This is a genomic window from Streptomyces sp. NPDC014623 (assembly GCF_043088245.1).
Taxonomy (GTDB): domain Bacteria; phylum Actinomycetota; class Actinomycetes; order Streptomycetales; family Streptomycetaceae; genus Streptomyces.
Map to the genome: position 1 here is coordinate 513,418 of NZ_JBIBZU010000001.1, position 19,899 is coordinate 533,316.

The following is a 19,899-nucleotide window of genomic DNA, read 5'->3' on the forward strand; positions in this document are numbered from 1 at the left end:
CCGGCAACTGCTGGACGGCGCACGGGGGAGCGGACAGCCGACCGTCGTGCGGGTACGCGGACGAGCACCCGTGCCCGGGAAGCAGATCAGCGTGCGGGGCGATGGCCGTCCCCCTGTGCGGCCACACCGAGACCACGGATGATCACCAGAGCATGCACAGCGACGACACACATCACATACGGACCGGCACCGGCGCCCGCCGGGTGTCCGGGGGGCCCGCTCCGGGGGCCCGGCCCTCACGCGCGCAGGTCCGCAGGAACTCCATGGCCCGCCGAAGACGGGTGCGGCGCCGGCGTGCCGTGTTCACCGGTGCGGTGATCGCGGTGGCGGCCGTCGCCGCGTTCCTCCACGTCTCCCCACCGTGGCAGGACACAGGCGCCACGGTCGCGGCCGGCCAGGACACGGTCCCGGCCTCCCCGGAGGCCGGGACCGTGCCGGAGGCGCCGGCCTCCCCGGAGGCGGCGGTGAGCCCCGGGCCCTCGAAGTCCCCGGTGAGCTCACCGGGCGCCGAGGAGTCCGTCGATCCGGACTCCGTGCCGGAGTCGGGGCCCGGCACCTTCACCGTGGCCCGTGGGGGTGTCTCGTCCGAGGGCGGCGGCAGCCGCTACCGCGTCGAGGTGGAGGACGGCAGCGGTGTGGACCCGGACAGCGCCGCCGAGGACGTCGCGGAGATACTCGCCGACCCCCGGGGCTGGAGCAAGGACGGGACCCGTACGTTCCGTCAGGTCGACGACGGGTCGGCGGGGCTGGTCATCCGGATAGGGACGCCGAAGACCACCGACCGGCTCTGCGGGCGGTACGGGCTGGACACCAGGGGCGAGGTGAACTGCCGCGGCGGGAAGGACGTCATGGTCAACCTGGCCCGGTGGCAGCTCGGTTCGCCGACCTTCGACGGTCCGGCGGCCGAGTACCGGGCCCTGATCATCAATCACGAGGTGGGCCACTGGCTCGGGCACGGCCACGAGACCTGCCCCGGTCCCGGCAGGCCCGCGCCCGCCATGATGCAGCAGATCAAGGGGCTGAAGGGGTGCACGTCCAACGCCTGGCCGTACGACGCGGACGGCCGCTACCTGGGCGGGCCCTCGGTTCCGTGACCCGTCCCGGTGCGGCCGCCCGCACCGCCGGTCTCACCGTCGCCGGTACACCAGCCGCCCGCCGAGGACCGTGGCCACACAGGCCCGGGCGCCCGCCGCGCACAGGGCCGCTTCGTCCGGCACGTCGAAGACCGCGAGGTCCGCACGGCCCCCGGCGACGAGCGGGCCGTGCGCGGAACCCGCGAGGTCACGCCCCCTGGCGAAGGGATCCAGGTCCGGTCCGCCGGCCGGGGCCCCCGCCGGGGGGACCACCGTGAGGCCCGCGCGGCCCACGGCGGTGCGTACGGCGGGTTCGGCGAACCCGCCCGCGACATGGGTGGTGCCGTGGCGCAGCATGCGCTGCAGCCCGCGGCGTACGCTGCCCGCCCGGCGGGGCTCGTCCATCCTCCCGGCCTGCCGCTCGAAGTCCACTCCGGTCAGCGGCTGTTCGCCGAGCTCGTCCGCCTCGCGCGGATCCGGGTGGTAGCAGCGGGTCAGCAGCGCGACACCGTCCCACTGGCGCAGGCCCGGGGTGAGGACACCCGGCCACTGCCGGATCCGGGCCGCCGGGTGTGCGGCCCTCACCTCGTCGTACGGCCCGAGGGCCACGATCCGGTCGCCGTCCACCGCGACCGCGCCGCCCTCGACGCCTGCCGTGCCGGCCGGAAGGACCAGCGGCGCGGCGTGAATCGTCAGCACGAAGACGTCAGTTGGCGTTCAGGAGCTTGAGCTCCGGGTGCGCCGTGCCGCCCGCGATCGCCGTGGAGGAGATGTGTGAGACGACGCGCTCGTCGACCGGGTCGTCCGCCGGGTCGTCGTGGACGACCAGGTGTTCGTAGGTCGTGGCGCGCTGGGCGGGGACGCGGCCCGCCTTGCGGATCAGGTCGATGATCTCGAGCCGGTTCGAGCGGTGCTTCGCGCCGGCCGAGGAGACGACGTTCTCCTCCAGCATGATCGAGCCGAGGTCGTCCGCGCCGTAGTGCAGGGAGAGCTGGCCGACCTCCTTGCCCGTGGTCAGCCAGGAGCCCTGGATGTGGGCGACGTTGTCGAGGAAGAGCCGGGCTACGGCGATCATCCGCAGGTACTCGAAGAGGGTGGCCTGCGTCTGTCCCTTCAGCTTGTTGTTCTCCGGCTGGTAGGTGTACGGGATGAAGGCGCGGAAGCCGCCGGTGCGGTCCTGGACGTCGCGGATCATCCGCAGGTGCTCGATGCGTTCGGCGTTGGTCTCGCCGGTGCCCATCAGCATGGTGGAGGTGGACTCGACGCCGAGGCCGTGCGCGATCTCCATGATCTCCAGCCAGCGCTCGCCGGACTCCTTGAGCGGGGCGATCGCCGTACGCGGCCTGGCGGGCAGGAGTTCGGCACCGGCGCCGGCGAAGGAGTCGAGGCCGGCGGCGTGGATGCGCTCGATGGCCTCCTTCGCGGAGACGCCGGAGATGCGGGCCATGTGCTCGATCTCGGAGGCGCCCAGCGAGTGGATGACCAGGTCCGGGAACGCCTTCTTGATCGCGGAGAAGTGTTCCTCGTAGTACTCGACGCCGTAGTCCGGGTGGTGGCCGCCCTGGAACATGATCTGGGTGCCGCCCAGCTCGACGGTCTCGGCGCACCGGCGCAGGATGTCGTCGAGGTCGCGGGACCAGCCCTTGGCGGTGTCCTTGGGCGGGGCGTAGAACGCGCAGAACTTGCAGGCCGTGACGCAGACGTTGGTGTAGTTGATGTTGCGCTCGATGATGTACGTCGCGATGTGCTCCGTACCGGCGTAGCGGCGGCGGCGCACGGCGTCGGCCGCGGCTCCCAGCGCGTGCAGCGGTGCCGACCTGTACAGGTCGAGCGCCTCCTCAGGGGTGATCCGCCCGCCTTCGGCGGCGCGGTCGAGGACGGGCTGAAGGTCGGCCTTCTCGGTCACCGGGCTGTCACCTTTCGGCGGTTTTTCTGCGGTTCCACGGACCGATCCAGCCTACGCCAGCCCGTTCCGGGGTCAGCGTTCGGTCCGGGTGAGCGTGCCCTTCGGCGTGCCCGCAGCCTCCTCGTGGGACTCGTAGCGCAGGGTGTCCTCGGAGGCCAGGGTGAAGACCAGGTCGGCCTCGCCCCCGGTGCACAGTGCGCCGGTGCGGGCGTCCGGGTCGGCGTGCTCGCGGACCTTCAGTTCGGTGGCCGTGCCGGAGACGAGTGTGCCGATGCCCTTGCAGACCACGGTCGTCCCGAGCGCGTCGAACCGGTACGACAGCCGGACCACCTCCTCCCCCTTCTCGCCCTGGACGAACACGGCGGTGAGCGTGCCGTGCGGTGCGCCGCTGCGTTCGGTCGTGGGGCCCTTCCACGTGCCGGCGAAGGCCTTGGGCAGCGCGTCCACCTGCCCGGAAGCCGAGGCGGACGCCGACGGGGAGGACCGGCCGGGGTCCGGCGGGGACTGCGACCCGCCGGCCGCCGGGGGCTGCTGCGCGGCGTCGTCGCCGTGGTCACCGCTGCCCGTGAACAGGTCGCCCAGCGTCGCGGCCCCGACGGTCACCACGGCGAGTGCGCCGGCGACGGCCAGAGCGACGGTGCAGCTGACCCGGCGCCCCCGGCGCGTACCGGGCTGCGGGCCGGCGTCCGGGGCGTCGGCGGCACGGGCACCGGGGCCCCGCTCCCCGGACGTGTCCGAGGGGGACGGCGGCCCGGCCGGCGGGGGCGGCAGCGGGGGGCCGAAGGTGCCGGGCGCCGGGCCCCCCAGTGATGCGCTGCTGAACGGCACCGGCCCGGACTGCACCGGCGCGTCCTGCGGCTCCAGGTCCAGCAGGGCCACCGCCGACCTGCTGACCTCACGGACCAGCGGGCCCGGCAGCCAGCCGGGTGCCACCAGCGAGGCGGCACCGTCCGGCGCGAGCCCGCGGGCGAGTTCGGCGGGGGCCGGCCGGCCGGCGGGGTCCTTGGCGAGGCAGGCGGCCACCAGCTCCCGCAGTCCGCCCTCCAGGTTCCCGAGCTCGGGCTCCTCGTGCACCACCTTGTAGAGGAGTACGGCGGAGGAGTCGCCGGGGAAGGGCGCGGTGCCGGTCGCCGCGTAGGCGAGGACCGCGCCGAGCGAGAAGACGTCGGCGGCACCGGAGACGTCCAGGCCGCGGATCTGTTCCGGTGCCATGTAACCGGGGGAGCCGACGGAGACGCCGGTGGAGGTGAGGGAGACGGTGGCGCCGAGGGCCCGGGCGATGCCGAAGTCGATCAGCCGGGGGCCGTCGAGGGCGAGCAGGACGTTGGAGGGTTTCACGTCCCGGTGGACGAGGCGTTGCGCGTGTACGGCGTCGAGTGCCTCACCGAGCCCGGCCCCCAGGGTCCGCACCGCGTACTCGGGCAGCGGGCCGTGGCGGGTGACCGCGTCGGAGAGCGACGGCCCGGCCACGTAACCGGTCGCCACCCACGGCACGGCCGCGTCGGGGTCGGCGTCTAGCACCGGGGCCGTCCACTGCGCGCCGAGACTCCGTGCCGCGTCCACCTCGCGCCGGAATCTCGCGCGGAACTGCTCGTCGAGGGCGAAGTGGGGGTGCACCACCTTGACCGCGACCGTGCGTCCGCCCGCGCTGCGGCCCAGGTACACGCGGCCCATCCCACCGGCCCCCAGCCTGCCGAGCAGCCGGTAGGCGCCGATGGTGTGCGGTTCGCCGGCTTCCAGCGGCTGCATGCGGTCTCCCCCTGTGGTCCCCGGAACTCGGTCGGCAGCCTAGGGGGCCCGGGACGCACGGTCACACGGACCCCTTCCCCCGATTTCACCCCTATGCGCACGAAGCAGGGATTTCGCCACCCGGAAAGGCGCGAATACGTCGTTCGCCGTGCCGCAGCGGGTCCCCCGGGGAAACCGGAAGGCGTTCCGGCGGACGTCCGCTATTCACCGGGTGTCCACGGAGAGGGCCCGGCGGCGGGGCTCCGGGCATTCACCCCCCTTTCACGGGAGCGGAATGCCGGAGCCGGGCATCGGGGGAATGCGCGGCCCGGGCGAGGAAGGCCCGGAAAAGTACAGGATTCACCTTTCCTCGCACCATTCCCGTGCGCCGGCGGGGTCAGCCGCCGAGCAGTTCCACCTTCACGTCCGCCGGGAAGCCGGTCGTCGGGCCGGTCCGCCGGGCGAACTCGCGCACGCCCGCCAGCTGGTCCGGGCCGAAGCGGAAGTCCAGGGTGGTGAAGTAGCGTTCCAGCACCTCGGCGTCGAAGGCCTCCCAGCGCGCCGCCTGCTCGGCCACCTTGGTGACCTCCTCCAGCGAGACGTCGCGGGAGGCCAGGAACGCCTCGTGCACCTTCTCCACGTAGCCGGGGTGCGAGGCCAGGTAGTCCTTGCGTGCCGCCCAGACCGCGAAGACGAACGGGAGCCCCGTCCACTCCTTCCACATCTGGCCCAGGTCGTGGACCCGCAGCCCGAGCCTGGGGGCGTCGTGAAGGTTCGCGCGGAGCGCGGCGTCGCCGATGAGGACGGCCGCGTCGGCCTCCTGCATCATCAGACCGAGGTCCGGCGGGCAGGTGTAGTAGTCGGGTGTGACGCCGTAGCGCTCGGCCAGCAGCAGCTGGGCCAGCCGCACGGAGGTGCGCGACGTCGAGCCGAGGGCGACCCGGGCCCCGTCCAGCTGCTCCAGGGGGAGCTGGGACACGATCACGCACGACATGACGGGGCCGTCGCAGCCGACGGCGATGTCGGGGAGGGCGACCAGCTCGTCGGCGTTGCGGAGGAACTCGACCAGGGTGACGGGACCGATGTCCAGGTCGCCCCTGACCAGCTGCTCACTGAGTCTTTCCGGGGTGTCCTTCGAGAGCTCCAGATCGAGCAGGGTTCCGGTCCGTGCCAGGCCCCAGTAGAGGGGAAGGCAGTTCAGGAACTGGATGTGGCCGACGCGCGGCCTGCTGCGACGGTCGTCGCCTTCTACGGGAGAGACGGTTGAATTGTCCACATCGCGAGGCTAGACCCGCCCCCGCCGGGCGGCACCATCGGGGCTGCGGACCGGGACGGCCGGACCGCTCCGCGGGGTCTTGCCCGTCAGCTCTCCGGCGCCCGATCAAACATCCGAGTGAAGTGATCTTTCCCTCTACCGCTTCCCACAGACTGCGTGCTAGGCTCGCTCGCAAGTTGCAGTTTGGTTTCCCTTGCAGTACAGAGCCTGCGGAGCATGTAACCCGCAGGCTTTTGTAGTTTTCAGACTTGTTTGCAGGTTCTGGAGCAGGGCAACCCTTTGGCCCAAGGAGGGCTTATGGCTACCGGAACCGTCAAGTGGTTCAACGCTGAAAAGGGCTTCGGCTTCATCGCCCAGGACGGCGGCGGCCCGGATGTCTTCGTCCACTACTCCGCGATCAACGCGTCCGGGTTCCGCTCCCTCGAGGAGAACCAGGTCGTGAACTTCGACGTCACTCAGGGACCCAAGGGTCCGCAGGCTGAGAACGTCACCCCGGCCTAGTTGCCCGGGTCGGCCGATCGCGGCCGAGTGAGCAGTACCCAAGGAGTCCCGCTCCCCCGCTTCGGCGGAGGAACGGGGCTCCTGCCTTTTGCGGTCCCCTGCCCGCCCCGGTGGCCGCTCCCCCGGCGCGCCGGCCGTCACATCGCCGTACGCCCTGCGCGCGCTTCGCCGCACGCCCCGCACGAGCCTTCACCCCCGATCACTGTCGAAGGCCTGTGCGGAGCCGTCACCCGATGCTGACGAGTCCGCCCGTCACAAGGCAGACTGTTGACCGCGATACCAGCGGTACGGGCAGGCGGGATCAGCGGCACCGGCGGGGCGAGCAGGACAGGGGGCATCATGGACCGCGACAACGGACCTGGCGTGCGTGTTCCGGAGCAACGCACTCCGCAGGAACGGGCGGCCGGCGCCGGACTGCGCTTCACCGTGCTCGGCCCCGTACGCGCCTGGCGCGGCAGCGAGGCCCTGCCGGCCGGCTCCCCGCAGCAACGGGCCCTGCTGGCCGCACTGCTCCTGCGCGACGGCCGCACGGCGACCGCCGCCGAACTCATCGACGCCCTCTGGGGCGACGAGCCCCCGTCCCAGGCGCTGGCCACGGTACGGACGTACGCGTCCCGGCTCCGCAAGATCCTCGGCCAGGACACCCTGGTCAGCGAGTCCGGAGGATATGCCGTCCGGGTCCCTCGCGAGACCCTCGACCTGACGCTCGCCCAGGACCTCGCCGTCGAGGCGGACAAGGCACGCGGGAGCGGCGACCGCCACCAGGCCCGCACCCTGATCAACAAGCTGCTCGGCCTGTGGGACGGTGAGGCGCTCGCCTCCCTCCCCGGACGCTACGCGGAGAACCAGCGCACCAGCCTGGAGGAATGGCGCCTCCAGCTCACCGAGACCCGCCTGGACCTGGACCTGGAGCTCGGCTGCCACGCGGAGGCGGTCTCCGAACTCACCGCGCTCACCGCTGCGCACCCCCTGCGCGAGCGGCTGCGCGAGCTGTTGATGCTCGCCCTGTACCGCAGCGGCCGGCAGGCCGAGGCCCTCGCGGTGTACGCCGACACCCACCGCCTGCTCGCCGAGGAACTGGGCGTCGACCCCCGGCCCGAGCTCGCCGCGCTCCAGCAGCGGATCCTCCGGGCCGACGAGGAACTGGCCCACCCGGCCGACGAGCCGGTGTCCGCTTCCGCCCCGCCCCGCCCGGCGCAGCTCCCGGCCACCGTCCCGGACTTCACGGGCCGCGCGGCGTTCGTGCGCGAGCTGGGTGACCGGCTCGTGTCCTCGGAGGGCTCCGTCATGGCCGTCTCCGCGCTCGCCGGCATCGGCGGCGTGGGCAAGACGACCCTCGCCGTGCACGTCGCCCATCAGGCACGTCCGTACTTCCCGGACGGGCAGCTGTACGTCGACCTCCAGGGGGCGGGCGCCAGGGCCGCCGAACCCGAGACCGTCCTCGGCGCGTTCCTGCGCGCCCTGGGCACCGCCGACCCCGCCATCCCGGACTCCCTGGACGAGCGGGCGGCTCTCTACCGCTCCACCCTCGACGGCCGCCGCATCCTGGTCGTGCTGGACAACGCCCATGACGCGGCCCAGATCCGGCCCCTGCTGCCCGGCACGGAAGGCTGTGCGGCGCTGGTCACCAGCCGCGTCCGTATGGTCGACCTGGCCGGCGCGCACCTCGTGGACCTGGACGTGATGTCACCCGAGGAGGCGCTCCAGCTCTTCACCCGCATCGTCGGCGACGAACGCGTCCGCTCGGAACGCGAGGCGGCCCTGGACGTGGTGGCCGCGTGCGGTTTCCTGCCGCTGGCCATCCGTATCGCCGCCTCCCGGCTGGCCGCCCGCCGCACCTGGACGGTCTCGGTGCTTGCCGCGAAGCTCGCCGACGAACGCCGCCGCCTCGACGAGCTCCAGGCGGGCGACCTCGCGGTGAAGGCCACCTTCGAGCTCGGCTACGGCCAGCTCGAGCCGGCCCAGGCCCGTGCCTTCCGCCTCCTGGGCCTGGCGGACGGCCCGGACATCTCCCTCGCGGCGGCGGCCGCCCTGCTGGACCTGGACCCGCACACGGCGGAGGACCTCCTGGAGTCCCTGGTCGACACCAGCCTCCTGGAGTCCGCGGCCCCGGGCCGCTACCGCTACCACGACCTGGTGCGGCTCTACGCGCGTGCATGCGCCGAACGCGACGAACAGCCGCCGGCGGGACGGGAGCTGGCCCTGTCGCGCCTGCTGGACTTCTACCTGGCGACGGCGGCCGGCGTGTACGCGCTGGAGCGGCCGGGGGACCGGACGGTCGAGCATCTGGACGCCACCGAACACCCCGGCCTCGACTTCGCCGAGCACAGGACAGCGCTGGACTGGCTCTACACCGAGGCGGGTTCGATCCTGGCCTGCGCGCAGCAGGCCGCTTCCTCGGGACGGGTCCGGCGCGGCGTCGATCTCATGCTGGCGGCCAAGGATCTCGCCGAGTCGGGAGCCAACAGCCGTCAGTTCGAGTCAGCGGCCATCGCAGTGCGGGACGCCGCTGTGGCTGCCCGCGACCCGCGTTCCGAAGCCCGTGCACGCACCACGCTCGCCCAGGTGCACAGCATGGCCGGCCGTTTCCGGCAGGCCGAGGACGAAGCACGACGCGCCATGCTGCTGGCACCGCAGGTCGATGACGTCTGGACGAACTGCAACGCCCCGAACGAACTCGGGATCATCGCCGGCTACCAGAACCGGCCCGACGAGGCGGAGCCCCTCCTTCAGCAGACCATCGCGGCGTTCCGGGCGGACGGGAACCAGCCCGGCGAAGCGAGCGCCCTGTGCAACCTGTCGCGGATCCAGCTCGCCGTCGGCCACACCGACAGCGCGGTGCGGCTGGCCGGACAGGGAGTCGCGCTGTACAACCGCCTGGGCCTCACTCTGCGCCTGGCCAACGGCCGGTACGCACTCGGGCTGGCACTGGCACGCGCGGGCCGTCAGGGCGAAGCCCAGGAGAGGCTGCAGGAGGCGCTCGCCGTCTTCCGGGAGAGCCGCCAGCGGCTGTGGGAGGGCATGACGCTCTTCCGGCTGGCCGAGGTCCACCTCGACGCCCATCGCCCCGGTGAGGCCGCGGCCCTGTCCGAACAGGCCCTCGCGGTCCTTCTGCACATCGGCGGTGAGTGGCGTCGCGCCAACGTCCTGACCGTGCTGGGCAAGGCCCTGAAGCGGATCGGACAGGTGGACCGCGCGAAGGTGTGCTGGCACGAGGCCCTGTCGACCCTGGAACAGCTGAAGGCCCCGGAAGCTGACGCGGTCCGTCTCCTGCTGTCGCCCGCTCCGACGTCCAACGGCCTCTGACAGCACGTTCATCGTTCGTTTATCGCCGGCCTGCACTCTGATTCCTGTCGGAGCGTCGCGTCGGGGGGCAGGCGATTCGACCGGTCGGACCGCGCACTAAGGTGAACGGCTCTGAACAGCCCGTCCGGCAGTCCACGGGGGAACAGCCGGACGGGCTTTGCCGCCTATCCATGCACCGGAAAATGGAGTTCACGACATGAGCGACGCCAAGAAGATCGAGGTCCCGAAGGCCGGCACAGCGGGGAACGCCAAGCCTACGGACAGCCACATGACCGGCGAGCCGACGGCCAGGCCGACGGACAGCCACATGACCGGTGAGCCCGAGATCGCGACGCTGGACAGCCACATGACCGGCGGCGACCCGCGCTAGTCCGACAGACGACGGGGGAGCGGCCGCGGCGGCGCGGAGGGGGAGCCGTCGTGGCCGCTGCGTGTCCGCGGTCGTCGAGCACGAGGGCCCGAGCCGGCCGGCTCGGGCCCTCGTGCGTGTCCCCCGCGCCGCTGCCGCCCCGGCCTCTGTCACGGGCCCGTGCTTCTCCCGTGCCCAGGTCACGAGTTCTCCCAGCCCTCGCTGCTCACGCTCCATGGCGTGCGTGACGTACGCGCTGAACGCACCCGGGCCGCCTCCGCTCCGGATCTCCTCGGCGGGTTCCTCGGGCAGCGCGACCGTGTGCTTCCCGGTTGCCGGACCAGGCACTGTACCGAGCGACGTCAGTAGCGCGGCTCCGCCGCGACCTGGCAGCGCTTCACGCGGGAGACCAGGCGGGGACTGTCCATCGGCACCGAGATGACCGTGGAGTCACCGGGCCCGAGCTCGGCCTCGGCCTCACCCGTGTCGACGGTCAGACCCTTGGCGTCGACGAACGTCACGTCCACCTCGTACACATGCGTGGTCGCAGCGGTCGAGCGGATCTCGACCGACGAGGAGGTCCACGCCCTGCGCTTGCCCTTCTTCGGCTGGACGCAGCGGACGACGCGCAGAACGGGGTCCTCCGAGGCGGTCGCCCCGGGGGCGGCCGACTCGTACGCCGATCCTCCGGAGGTGCTCGACGAGCTGTCGTCGTCGTAGTCGTGGTCGCGGTAGCCGCCGTTGCTCTTCTTGTCGCTGGAGCAGCCCCCTCCCCCGGAGCCGCCGCTGCTCTTGCCGCTCCTGCCGCCGTGGCTGGACGTCGAGAACCCGGTGAGTGCGAGCACCACCACGACCAGTACCGCCGCGAACCTCGTCTGCCGCCGCACCATCGATGCAGCCCCCCTTGTCGTAGCCGGCCGTCGCACGGACGCGCGACACCGTAACGCACAGCGTCCCGGGCTCGTACCCGTGGACCCGTCATGGCCCTGTCACGGTCTTGTCATCGTCTCCGATGGCAGGGAGGAGCGGCCGGGCGTAGCGTCGGGCGCGGGGAGCGGAGCGCACAGCCGTGCGCCATGGACCGGGAGGCTGTCGATGATCCGCAATGTCCTCGGCTCCGTCGTCGCACTCGTGGGAGCGGCGGCGGCCGTGCAGAGCCCCTTCCACAGCTGGTACGACGACCGCCCCGGCCGGGACTACCGCGTCCAGGACCTGTTCGACGGCATCAGCGGCGCCTCGTCCTCCGTGCTGGGGTCGGTCCTGCTGCCCTTCCTGTTCGCCGCACTGGTGACCCTCGTGGGTGTCGTGCTCCGCTCGCGTTGGGTGGTGGCCCTCGCCGGTCTGGTCGTCATCGGCTTCACCGTGCTGTGGATGGTCCGGCAGGGCCAGGAGGCGGGCGGCCTGACGGTCGACGGCGGCGGATCCGGGCTCCGGTGGGGTGTGGCACAGGCGCTGGCGGGCGGTCTCCTGCTCCTGCTGGGTGCGCTGCTGATGTCGGGGCGGCGGCGGACGGCACGCACCAGGCGTGGCGCCGAGCCGTATCCCGTGCCGCCGGACGACCGTCCCGACACCTGGCCGCCGACGCGGGAGCCGGGGCCGGCCGCCCAGACGTCCCCCGGGCCGGAGCCCGAGGCGGAGCCGTACACCGGGCCGGGCCGGCACCGGGCGCCCCGCGCCGACGAGGACACCGCCCGGTACCCCGTCCAGTACCCCGACGAGGGGGATCAACGGGAACAGGGGCGGTATCACCCGCCCCACCCCTGAGGCCCTCAGGCCCGGGCCCTGTTCCCCGTCCCGGTGCCCTTCAGCGCGTCCAGGGCGTACACGCAGCGGTCCTTGCTGCACGCGTAGACGACACCCGCCTGCGCCACCGGGGAGCCCGTGATCTCGCCGCCCGTGGCCAGCTTCCAGCGGAGCTGGCCGCCCGCCGCGTCCAGGGTGTAGAGCACGTGGTCCGCCGAGCCGAAGTGGACCCGGCCGTCCGCGACGACCGGTGCGCCGACCACCTCACCGCCCGCCGCGAAGCGCCACTTGGGCGTGCCGGTCACCGCGTCCAGGGTGTACAGCGCGCTGCCACTGCCGACGTGCACGTTGCCCGCCGTGACCAGCACGGGCTCGATGGACTGCCGGGCCTCCGTCGCGATCCGCCACCGGTCCTTGCCGGTGGAGGCGTCCAGCGCGTACACGGTGCCCAGGTAGTCCGCGAGGTACACCCCGCCGCCCGTGACCGCCGGTCCCGGTGCGAAGGCGGGCGGGGAGAGGAAGACCGCCGGTGACTCGAAGTGCCAGCGCACCCGGCCCGAGACCGTGTCCACGGCCAGCACCCGGTTCCCCGAGACGACGTACACGAAGCCGTCGGGCGCGGGGGTCACCCGGACCGGCACCCCGCCGCAGGACGCGGCGTCACCGACGGGGTACGACCACCGCTCCGTGCCGGTGCGCGCGTCGACGGCCCGCAGCCGGGCGTCCTGCCACAGGAACACCGTGCCGTCGTGGATGACCGGCCCGGCCTCCGGCGTCTCGAAGTCCGTCTGGACGCCCCGGGTCTCCCACAGCTTCTCGCCGCTGGACGCCTCCCACGCCTGGACTCCGCCGCCGCGCGTCCCGGTCAGGACGGTGCCCCGGTCGGCCTTGAGGGAGTACACCCAGGCGTCGGTCCGCAGGCGCCACCGCTCGGTGCCGGTGGCCGCGTCCAGCGCGTAGAGGGACGGGCCGTCCGAGGCGTGGATCCGGCCGCCGTCGATCGCCATCGACCAGGCCACGTCACGGGTCTTGAACTGCCGGCGCCCGTTGCCGACGTCCAGGGCGTGGACCTCGAAGGACGTCACGTACAGCAGGTCGCCCACCACCACGGGCGTGCCCCACACGTCGTTCGACATGCGGAAACGCCACGGCCGCCAGCGCTCCGGCGCGGCGGGCGCCGCCTCCGGGGCCGGCGTGGGGGCGGGCACCGGAGCAGCCGGTACGGCAGCGGTCTGCCCGCCGGGCGCGCGCACCCAGCCGGTGGCCGGGTCGGCGTGCGCGGCGGCGGGGCCGCGGACGTCCACCGGGCGTGGCCCGGGGCCGATCGGCACCTGGACGCCGGGCAGCCGCACGGTGCCGCCGTCCGGGGCGGACGCCGGCACCGGTACGGGGGCCGGCGCGGTCCGCAGGCCGCTCCCGCCTCCCCATGCCCCGCCCGGGCCGGCTCCCGGCGGCGGCTGGGAGGGAGGCGGAGGCACGACGACGGGGGCGGGGGCGACGACGCGGCCACCGCCACGGCGCTGCTCGATCATCGCGGTCGCGGCGGCCGGCAGCCAGGCCGACGCCGTGCCGCTGTCGTCGCTCCCGGAGGCGAACAGATGCGGGGCCAGCTGGGACTGCAGATCCGCCGGGCTGGGCCGCCGGGACGCGTCCATCTGCATGCAGGACTCGATGAGCGGACGCAGGTCGTCGGGCAGCCCTTCGGTGTCGGGGCCCTCCCGCAGCAGCATGAACACGGTCTCGACCGGATTCGCCCCGTGGAAGGGCGCGTGTCCCGTCGCCGCGAAGACCAGGGTCGACCCGAGCGAGAACACATCGCTGGCGCCCGTCACGCTGCGCGAGTCGCGGGCCTGCTCCGGAGACATGTACGCGGGCGTGCCCACCGCTACGTTCGTCATGGTCAGCCGGGTGTTGGAGACCCCGGACGCGATACCGAAGTCGATCACCCGCGGTCCGTCCTCGACCACGAGGACGTTGGACGGCTTCAGGTCACGGTGGACGAGGCCGGCCCCGTGGATCGACTGCAGGGCCTCGGCGATCCCGGCGGCCAGCCAGCGCACGGCCTGCGTCGGCATCGGCCCGCACTCACTCACTATCTCCTCGAGGGAGGGAGCGGGGACGTAGGCGGTAGCCAGCCACGGCACGGCCGCCCGCGGGTCGGCGTCGACCACGGCGGCGGTGTAGAAACCGCTGACCGCGCGCGCGGCCTCCACCTCACGTGTGAAGCGGACCCGGAACAGCTGGTCCTCGGCCAGTTCCGTACGGACCGTCTTGATCGCCACCCGCCGGCCCGACGCCGAGCGCGCCAGATAGACCAGCCCCATGCCGCCGGCCCCGAGCCGTCCCAGCACCTCGAACGGGCCGATCCGCCGCGGGTCATGCTGCGTCAGCTGTTCCACTTGCCTGCCACCTCCCCGTACGGACCTCAGGAACAGAAGCCCGCGAAATCCCGCCTTGTGCAGCGTCTCACCGCTGGGCACCACTTGGCGGTGCGCCCCCTGATTCTTCCTGTCCCGGGGCTCGGTTGCGAACCGGGGGGCGGATCGGGGTGTCTTATGGCATCCATCCCTTTCAGGACACCTCGGAGACGGCTACGGCACCGGCTCCGTCGGCTGGAGCACGGCGAAAGCCGCACCCTGGTCGTCCTGGAGGACCGCTGTCCGCCCGTACGGGATGTCCTGCGGCGGGGTTGTGATCCGGCCACCGAGCCGTGTCGCGGTCTCGACGGTGCGGTCGCAGTCCGCCACGGCGAAGTAGCTGAGGAAGTAGCTGGGCAGCACCGCCGGGAACGCGTCCGTGATGATCGCGCGCCCGCCGACCGCGGTGTCCTCCCCCGGCTCGGCCCCGGCGGGGGACCAGACGCGGAACGGCTCCACACCTCCCCCCTCGCCCGGCAGTTCGATGTCGGTTCCCTGGAAGCCGAGAACCTCCTCGTAGAAGGGGTCCACCCGTTCCGGCTGCCGGGTGTGGACCTCGGTCCAGCAGAAGGCGCCCGGGACGTGTCGCTTCTCGAAGCCCGCGCGCGCACCCGCCTGCCAGAGGCCGAAGACCGCCCCGCCGGGGTCGGCCGCCTGGGCGAGGACCCCGGCCGCTCCGGCCCGTACCGGCTCGGTGATCACCTGCCCGCCCGCCTTCCGCACCAGGGCCACGGTGGCGCGGATGTCGTCGGTGGAGAAGTAGACGCCCCAGGCCGTGGGCATGCGGCCGTCCCGTTTGGCGGCGAGCGCGGCGACGAGTCCGCCGTCGCTGTACGCGTCGGCGAAGGGCATGCCGTCGCCCGCGTGGAAGGTCCAGCCGAACAGGCCGCCGTAGAAGCGCTTGCCGGCTTCCAGGTCGGGGAGCTGCACATCCACCCAGCACGGAGCGGACTGCGCGAATACGGCCATGGCCCGGGTCCTTCCGACGCTGTGAGGCCGCGACACCGCCCCGGCGACACCGCGACACCGCCCCGGCGACACCGCGGCGGCGCCCCTGCGGGTCGCCATGGACCGCGACGAGGGCAGCTGTGACACCCATCACACCCAACGTATCGCCGGGGGGCCCGGGGCGCGCCCCGGAAGGTCAAATAGAACTTTTGCCCGAATCGTGAAGATCCTGCGACCCGTGTGGACGCGGTTGTCCACCGAAGTTATCCACAGGCTGTTGATAACAAGATCACACCGGAGCACACCGAGGCAGAAGGGGAATTCCATAAACGCTCGCACCCCGGAGAAAGCGGATCGGTGCCGCCGGGAATTACGCCCGTTCGCCCCGCCCGCGCTGAGGCGTTCCCCATTTGCAGTCGGTCAGATAGCGCTCGGATCACCCCTCGGTAAGCTGACGGCATGACAGGACAAGTGCGCACCGTCGACGGCCGCGTGGCTGGTCGGCGAGGTCAGGCGACGCGGCAGAAGCTGCTCGACTGCCTCAGCGAGATGCTCAGCTCCTCGCCGTACCGGGACGTCAAAGTCATCGACGTGGCCCGGAAGGCTGGGACTTCACCCGCGACTTTCTACCAGTATTTCCCCGACGTCGAAGGCGCCGTTCTCGAACTCGCCGAGGAAATGGCCAAGGAGGGTGCCGGCCTGACCGAACTGGTCGGCGGACGCTCCTGGGTCGGCAAGGCCGGCTGGCAGGCCTCCGAGGAACTCGTCGAAGGGTTCCTCGACTTCTGGCGGCGCCACGACGCGATCCTCCGTGTCGTCGACCTCGCCGCCGCCGAGGGCGACAAACGGTTCTACAAGATCCGCATGAAGGTGCTGAACTCGGTCACCAACTCCCTGACGGACGCGGTCAAGGAGCTCCAGTCCAAGGGCAGGGTGGACAAGGAGGTCAGCCCCGCGGCGGTGGCCGGCTCCCTGGTCGTCATGCTCGCGGGGGTCGCCTCGCACCAGAAGGGCTTCACCACCTGGGGCGTGAAGCAGGCCGAAATCCGCCCCAACCTCGCCCTGTTGGTCCATCTGGGCATCACCGGAAAGAAGCCGCCCAGGTAGGCCCCGGCAGCCCCGCCTCCCCCGCACACGCCGGGAGCCGCGCCCTTCCGCGGCCCCCACGTCCTGTCTCGACGACGGCGGACCACTCCTGTGGTCCGCCGTCGTCGTTTCCGCGCCGGCACGGGACGCTGTGGAATGGCCCCATGAGCGATGCACAGAACGACTTCCGCGACCTGCTCCGCGCACAGCGCGTCTGGGACGTGTCCCTCCCCCGCTTCGACCCGGCCACCGCGCCCGCCGCTCCCCTGCCGCTCTTCCACACCTGGTTCGCCGAGGCGGTGGCGGCCGGGCAGAGCGAACCGCACACCATGACCCTGGCGACGACGGACACCGGGGGGCGGCCCGATGTGCGCACGCTGATGCTGCACGACGCGGACGAGCGGGGCTGGCACTTCGCCACGCACGCCACCAGCGCGAAGGGCCGCCAGCTCGCCGCGTGCCCGTACGCCGCGCTCGGCTTCTACTGGCCCGCCCAGGGCCGCCAGGTGCGCGTCCGGGGTGCGGCGTCCCCCGCGGGCCGGGAGGAGAGCCGCGCCGACCTGCGGGCCAGGTCCACCGGTGCGCTGGCCGCCGCGCTCACCGGCTCGCAGAGCGAGGTGCTGCCGGCGTACGAGGATCTCGTACGGGCCTCCGAGGCGGCCTGGGAACAGGCCCGGGCGGAGCCGGACGCCGGGGCGGAGACCTGGACGCGCTACGTGGTCGATCCGCAGGAGGTGGAGTTCTTCCAGGGCGACGGCCGGCGACGCCACGTGCGGCTGCGCTACCGCCGCACCGGTGCGGGCTGGACCCGCGAGCTCCTCTGGCCCTGAACCCCGGTGCCCTCCGGGGCGCGCTCGCACGCCGGTTCCCGGTGCGTGGCGCGCCGGGCCTCCGGACGGGGCCGGCGCTCCGGGCCCGTGATCGTTTCGCAACCGATTCCCGTCCGGACCGGAACCCATCATGTCCATGCCCTACTACGCTCCGGACCATGTCTGGAAACACCCCCGCCCCCGATGACGCCCCGCTCCCCTCCGCCGACCGCGCCGACGGCCGGCCGGTCTATGTGATCGGCGGCGGCCCGGGCGGTCTCGCCGTCGCGGCGGCCCTGCGGAAGCAGGGCGTACGCGCGCTCGTGCTGGAGAGGTCCGGCCACGTCGGGGCGTCCTGGCGCCGTCACTACGACCGGCTGCACCTCCACACGATCCGGCGGTGGTCGGCACTGCCGGGACTGGCGATGCCCCGCAGGTTCGGGCGCTGGGTGTCGCGCGACGACATGGTGCGCTACCTGGAGAAGTACGCCGAGCACCACGAGCTGGAAGTGGTGACGGGCGTCGAGGTGTCCCGGATCGACCGGACCGGTGACGGCACGGGCTGGCAGCTGAGCGCGACCGGCGGCCGGGTGCTCACCGGGCGGGCGGTCGTGGTGGCCACCGGTTTCAACCACACGCCGAAGATCCCCTCGTGGCCCGGCCGCGAGGGCTTCACCGGCGAACTGGTGCACGCCGCGGAGTACCGCAGCCCGGCCCCGTACGAGGGCAAGGACGTCCTCGTCGCCGGAATCGGCAACACCGGGGCGGAGATCGCCGTGGACCTGGCCGAGGGCGGCGCCTCCCGGGTGCGGATCGCGGTGCGCACGACCCCGCACATCGTGCGCCGCTCCACGGCCGGCTGGCCCGCCCAGGCCACCGCCGTCCTGGTCCGCCGGCTGCCGGTCCGGCTCGTCGACCGGGCGGGGCGCCTGATGTGCCGCGTCTCCGTCCCCGACCTGACGGCACAGGGCCTTCCGAGACCGGCCACGGGCCTGTACTCCCGGGTCAGGGAAGGTGCGATCCCCGTCCAGGACGTCGGGCTGGTCAACGCGGTGAAGACCGGCCGGGTGGTGCCCGTGGCGGCGGTCGAGTCGTTCGACGGGGACGCGGTGGTACTGGCCGACGGGTCCCGGACCACCCCGGACGCCGTGATCGCGGCGACCGGATACGAACGCGCCCTGGAGGGCCTGGTGGGCCACCTCGGCGTGCTGGACCCGAGGGGCCGCCCCGTGGTGCACGGTGCCCGCACCCCGGACGGGGCGCCGGACCTCTACTTCACCGGCTTCACCAACCCGATCAGCGGCATGCTCCGCGAAATCGCCCTGGACGCACGGAAGATAGCCGCCCGCGTGGCCAGGAGGGGGTGACCCCGCCCCTCAGAGGGCGGCGGCCGGTGTCTGTCCGCCCCGCTCGCGGCGGATCACCAGGGCCATCAGGGCCGCCGACGCGCACAGCGCCCCCGAGGCGTACCAGACCACGTCGTACGAACCGGTCACGTCGCGTGCCACCCCACCGAGGAACGCCACCAGGGCCGCTCCCACCTGGTGCGACGCCAGGACCCAGCCGAAGACGATCGCGCTGTCCTCGCCGTACCGCTCCCGGCACAGGGCCAGGGTCGGCGGGACCGTGGCGACCCAGTCCAGGCCGTAGAAGACGATGAAGAAGACCATCGTCGGATGCACCGCGGGGGCCATCAGCATCGGCAGGAACAGCAGCGAGACACCGCGCAGGGCGTAGTAGACGGCCAGCAGCCTGCGGGCGTCGAAGCGGTCCGTGAGCCAGCCGCTGAAGACCGTGCCGATGATGTCGAAGACACCGATGACGGCCAGCAGCGAGGCCGCCGCGGTGATCTCCATCCCGTGGTCATGGGCCGAGGGCACGAAGTGGGTACGGATCAGGCCGTTCGTGGAGGCGCCGCAGATCGCGAACGAGCCCGCCAGCAGCCAGAACGGCCCCGTGCGGGCCGCGTCGGACAGGACGCGGACGGTGCGGGCCGCGGCGCCCCGCGCGGGGACCGGCTTCCCGGTGTACGCGCCGCCGTAGGGGGCGAGGCCCACGTCGGCCGGGTGGTCGCGCATCAGGAGCCAGACGAACGGGACGACGACGAGCGCCGCCAGCGCGACCGTCACCGACGCCGGCCGCCAGCCGTGCCTGTCGACGATCCAGGCGCACAGCGGCAGGAAGACCAGCTGGCCGGATGCCCCGGCCGCGGTCAGGATGCCGGTGACCAGTCCCCGGCGGGCGACGAACCAGCGGTTGGTGACGGTCGCCGAGAAGGCCATCGCCATCGAGCCGGTGCCCAGGCCGACGAGGAGGCCCCAGTAGAGCATCAGCTGCCAGGACGCCGTCATCCAGACGCTCGCCAGCGCCCCGGCCGCGACCGCGCTGAGCGCGACGACCACGACCCGGCGGATACCGAACCGGTCCATCAGCGCGGCCGCGAACGGCGCGGTCAGCCCGTACAGCGCCATGTCGATGGAGACGGCGAGACCGATCTCGCCGCGTGACCAGCCGAACTCCGTGTGCAGGGGCTCGATGAGGAGGCCGGGCAGGGAGTTGAAGGCCGCGCCGCCGATGATCGTCACGAAGGTGACGGCGGCGACGGTCCACGCACGGTGTATCCGCGGGCGGGGTCTCCGGGGGCGGGAGCGGCGGCGGGGTGCGCGCCCGGTCGTCGCGCTGTCAGGTGTCCGGTTCACGCGGCTCAGCATCCGGTCGGCGGGCGCCCTCCGGCGAGTGGCCGGACGGACAGCCTTC

General features: G+C 72.8%; 16 protein-coding genes. 8 read left to right on the forward strand and 8 right to left on the reverse strand.

All coding sequences use genetic code 11. The features are described from left to right. Positions 1–263: 263 nt before the first annotated feature. Positions 264–1,094, forward strand: a complete 831-nt coding sequence (locus ACF1FZ_RS02465; protein WP_391771485.1) for a DUF3152 domain-containing protein — start codon at positions 264–266, stop codon at positions 1,092–1,094. Between the two features lie 33 nt (positions 1,095–1,127). On the opposite strand, the gene ACF1FZ_RS02470 is transcribed toward ACF1FZ_RS02465, so the two are convergent. The 4 genes from ACF1FZ_RS02470 to ACF1FZ_RS02485 form a co-directional block, all read right to left on the reverse strand. Then, entirely contained in the window at positions 1,128–1,772 is a 645-nt protein-coding gene (locus ACF1FZ_RS02470) for a hypothetical protein (RefSeq protein ID WP_391771486.1), read from the reverse strand. A 7-nt stretch (positions 1,773–1,779) separates the two neighbouring features. Beyond that, positions 1,780–2,979 (reverse strand): cyclic dehypoxanthinyl futalosine synthase, encoded by a 1,200-nt coding sequence (gene mqnC / locus ACF1FZ_RS02475; protein ID WP_391771487.1) that lies wholly within the window; start codon positions 2,977–2,979, stop codon positions 1,780–1,782. A 72-nt stretch (positions 2,980–3,051) separates the two neighbouring features. After that, the gene (locus ACF1FZ_RS02480; protein WP_391771488.1) at positions 3,052–4,728 is read right to left on the reverse strand and encodes a serine/threonine-protein kinase; all 1,677 of its coding nucleotides are present in this window, start codon (positions 4,726–4,728) and stop codon (positions 3,052–3,054) included. Positions 4,729–5,104: 376 nt separating this feature from the next. Continuing rightward, a complete protein-coding gene (locus ACF1FZ_RS02485) occupies positions 5,105–5,983 on the reverse strand; it encodes a menaquinone biosynthetic enzyme MqnA/MqnD family protein (RefSeq protein ID WP_391771489.1) in 879 nt (292 codons plus the stop codon). Between the two features lie 297 nt (positions 5,984–6,280). Here ACF1FZ_RS02485 and ACF1FZ_RS02490 point away from each other — a divergent pair, with 297 nt between their 5' ends. The 3 genes from ACF1FZ_RS02490 to ACF1FZ_RS02500 all read left to right on the forward strand — a co-directional run bounded on the left by ACF1FZ_RS02490 (position 6,281) and on the right by ACF1FZ_RS02500 (position 10,160). After that, on the forward strand, positions 6,281–6,484 hold the full coding sequence (locus tag ACF1FZ_RS02490) for a cold-shock protein (protein WP_003967102.1): 204 nt from the start codon (positions 6,281–6,283) through the stop codon (positions 6,482–6,484). Between the two features lie 339 nt (positions 6,485–6,823). After that, positions 6,824–9,790: a BTAD domain-containing putative transcriptional regulator gene (locus tag ACF1FZ_RS02495; RefSeq protein ID WP_391771800.1), complete on the forward strand. Its 2,967-nt coding sequence runs from the start codon at positions 6,824–6,826 to the stop codon at positions 9,788–9,790. A 196-nt stretch (positions 9,791–9,986) separates the two neighbouring features. Next, positions 9,987–10,160, forward strand: a complete 174-nt coding sequence (locus ACF1FZ_RS02500; protein ID WP_391771490.1) for a hypothetical protein — start codon at positions 9,987–9,989, stop codon at positions 10,158–10,160. A 341-nt stretch (positions 10,161–10,501) separates the two neighbouring features. Here ACF1FZ_RS02500 and ACF1FZ_RS02505 read toward each other — a convergent pair whose 3' ends face one another. Next, on the reverse strand, positions 10,502–11,029 hold the full coding sequence (locus ACF1FZ_RS02505; RefSeq protein ID WP_391771491.1) for a hypothetical protein: 528 nt from the start codon (positions 11,027–11,029) through the stop codon (positions 10,502–10,504). A gap of 205 nt (positions 11,030–11,234) precedes the next feature. Here ACF1FZ_RS02505 and ACF1FZ_RS02510 point away from each other — a divergent pair, with 205 nt between their 5' ends. Then, a complete protein-coding gene (locus tag ACF1FZ_RS02510) occupies positions 11,235–11,903 on the forward strand; it encodes a hypothetical protein (protein ID WP_391771492.1) in 669 nt (222 codons plus the stop codon). A gap of 5 nt (positions 11,904–11,908) precedes the next feature. Here the strand turns inward: ACF1FZ_RS02510 and ACF1FZ_RS02515 are convergent, their stop codons facing one another. After that, positions 11,909–14,281, reverse strand: a complete 2,373-nt coding sequence (locus ACF1FZ_RS02515; protein WP_391771493.1) for a PQQ-binding-like beta-propeller repeat protein — start codon at positions 14,279–14,281, stop codon at positions 11,909–11,911. Between the two features lie 192 nt (positions 14,282–14,473). Beyond that, entirely contained in the window at positions 14,474–15,268 is a 795-nt protein-coding gene (locus ACF1FZ_RS02520; RefSeq protein WP_391771494.1) for a VOC family protein, read from the reverse strand. 438 nt (positions 15,269–15,706) lie between these two features. Between ACF1FZ_RS02520 and ACF1FZ_RS02525 the strand changes: the two genes are divergently transcribed. From ACF1FZ_RS02525 to ACF1FZ_RS02535, 3 genes are all read left to right on the forward strand, one after another. After that, positions 15,707–16,354, forward strand: a complete 648-nt coding sequence (locus ACF1FZ_RS02525) for a TetR family transcriptional regulator (RefSeq protein ID WP_391771495.1) — start codon at positions 15,707–15,709, stop codon at positions 16,352–16,354. A gap of 143 nt (positions 16,355–16,497) precedes the next feature. Beyond that, positions 16,498–17,163: a pyridoxal 5'-phosphate synthase gene (locus ACF1FZ_RS02530; RefSeq protein ID WP_391771496.1), complete on the forward strand. Its 666-nt coding sequence runs from the start codon at positions 16,498–16,500 to the stop codon at positions 17,161–17,163. Between the two features lie 158 nt (positions 17,164–17,321). Then, on the forward strand, positions 17,322–18,509 hold the full coding sequence (locus tag ACF1FZ_RS02535) for a flavin-containing monooxygenase (RefSeq protein WP_391771497.1): 1,188 nt from the start codon (positions 17,322–17,324) through the stop codon (positions 18,507–18,509). Positions 18,510–18,518: 9 nt separating this feature from the next. Here the strand turns inward: ACF1FZ_RS02535 and ACF1FZ_RS02540 are convergent, their stop codons facing one another. After that, positions 18,519–19,853, reverse strand: coding sequence for an MFS transporter (locus tag ACF1FZ_RS02540; protein ID WP_391771498.1), 1,335 nt, complete (start codon positions 19,851–19,853; stop codon positions 18,519–18,521). Between the last annotated feature and the right edge of the window lie 46 nt (positions 19,854–19,899).

Excerpts from the sequence above, each read along its gene's own strand:
- ACF1FZ_RS02525 (WP_391771495.1), top strand. The coding sequence starts at position 15,707 with ATGACAGGACAAGTGCGCACCGTCGACGGCCGCGTGGCTGGTCGGCGA.
- ACF1FZ_RS02495 (WP_391771800.1), top strand. The coding sequence starts at position 6,824 with ATGGACCGCGACAACGGACCTGGCGTGCGTGTTCCGGAGCAACGCACT.
- ACF1FZ_RS02490 (WP_003967102.1), top strand. The coding sequence starts at position 6,281 with ATGGCTACCGGAACCGTCAAGTGGTTCAACGCTGAAAAGGGCTTCGGC.
- ACF1FZ_RS02480 (WP_391771488.1), bottom strand. The coding sequence starts at position 4,728 with ATGCAGCCGCTGGAAGCCGGCGAACCGCACACCATCGGCGCCTACCGG.
- ACF1FZ_RS02530 (WP_391771496.1), top strand. The coding sequence starts at position 16,498 with ATGAGCGATGCACAGAACGACTTCCGCGACCTGCTCCGCGCACAGCGC.
- ACF1FZ_RS02505 (WP_391771491.1), bottom strand. The coding sequence starts at position 11,029 with ATGGTGCGGCGGCAGACGAGGTTCGCGGCGGTACTGGTCGTGGTGGTG.
- ACF1FZ_RS02510 (WP_391771492.1), top strand. The coding sequence starts at position 11,235 with ATGATCCGCAATGTCCTCGGCTCCGTCGTCGCACTCGTGGGAGCGGCG.
- ACF1FZ_RS02540 (WP_391771498.1), bottom strand. The coding sequence starts at position 19,853 with ATGCTGAGCCGCGTGAACCGGACACCTGACAGCGCGACGACCGGGCGC.
- ACF1FZ_RS02520 (WP_391771494.1), bottom strand. The coding sequence starts at position 15,268 with ATGGCCGTATTCGCGCAGTCCGCTCCGTGCTGGGTGGATGTGCAGCTC.
- ACF1FZ_RS02465 (WP_391771485.1), top strand. The coding sequence starts at position 264 with ATGGCCCGCCGAAGACGGGTGCGGCGCCGGCGTGCCGTGTTCACCGGT.
- ACF1FZ_RS02535 (WP_391771497.1), top strand. The coding sequence starts at position 17,322 with ATGTCTGGAAACACCCCCGCCCCCGATGACGCCCCGCTCCCCTCCGCC.
- ACF1FZ_RS02500 (WP_391771490.1), top strand. The coding sequence starts at position 9,987 with ATGAGCGACGCCAAGAAGATCGAGGTCCCGAAGGCCGGCACAGCGGGG.